General features: G+C 39.2%; 2 protein-coding genes and 1 pseudogene. All 3 read right to left on the bottom strand.

The features are described from left to right. The coding region (locus HMPREF2675_RS06690) for a contact-dependent growth inhibition system immunity protein (protein ID WP_141759964.1) at positions 1 to 242 on the bottom strand (242 nt) is incomplete at its 3' end. Beyond that, entirely contained in the window at positions 242 to 373 is a 132-nt protein-coding gene (locus HMPREF2675_RS11690) for an endonuclease toxin domain-containing protein (protein WP_325035737.1), read from the bottom strand. The genes HMPREF2675_RS06690 and HMPREF2675_RS11690, both read right to left, overlap by 1 nt. A 286-nt stretch (positions 374 to 659) precedes the next feature. Next, a pseudogene (locus HMPREF2675_RS11580) lies at positions 660 to 932 on the bottom strand (hypothetical protein); the annotation flags it as partial.

Here is a 932-nt window from a genome sequence, read left to right as displayed (position 1 = left end):
AATTTTTCGGTATCAAAAAAATCTTGGTCTTCTGGACTGTCATAAACGAAAGTCCTGCTGTTTGTCAACGCTTGCAAGACCGTCGTGCCTAAAGTTTCATTGTCGGTATCCAATGGCAGGATATGGGGGGGATATAGGTGGTCTATTGCCGTTAACCCCAAACCTGAACATGTTTGAACAATCAGAGCTTCTTCATTAGCATAAAAAACTGCCCAATAATTTTGATCCTGTTTAAAAATCATTATTTGATCTCCGTAATTTTGACTGTAATGTTCTGACTTTTGCCATACTCTACCACACGTTGCAACTGCAATCTTTGCTCCTTATTAGTTTGTGCGGGTATGGCCAGATGGATTTCGCGCTGTTTGATCATGTCGGCCCTTAGTGTCATACCCGAAAGACTATGACGTTCAAAATTTGCCGTCTTAGAGTTGTGTCTACACCGCTTCGGATAATAATTTTGCTAGCTGTGCGGCCGATATGGCTGTGGCGGCGGGTTGCTTTTGTCTGATGGCTGTGGTGGCTTGTTGAAAGAAAGGTCGTCTGAAACCGTAGTTATTGTTTCAGACGGCCTCTTAGCTCAAACCTTGAGAACCGCATGCGTGCGTTCCGCACGCATCCTACTTGTTGAGTTTAGGTTTCATATGGGCTACGGCTTACTAAATTTCATTTAAAAAATCAGGATTTTCAAATAACTTATAAATAAAACTCTCTATTGAATCAGCTAAGGGATTTTCCATATCCCATATCCAATAGACAGGTTGTTTAGGCTTATTTAAATTTCGCCTATCAAAACAAATAAAATATTCACTAAATCTTTCAAAAAATGGTACTTGATATGGTTCAATAACAAAATCAGAAGAAACTTGTTCTGATTCCCCAATCAATATATCTAAAATAGATAAAGGATCCATAATTCGATTATCGGACTC

This window comes from Neisseria sp. HMSC061H08 (genome assembly GCF_001836795.1).
Taxonomy (GTDB): Bacteria; Pseudomonadota; Gammaproteobacteria; order Burkholderiales; family Neisseriaceae; genus Neisseria; species Neisseria subflava_A.
This window is presented reverse-complemented; position numbering and strand designations above follow the sequence as displayed.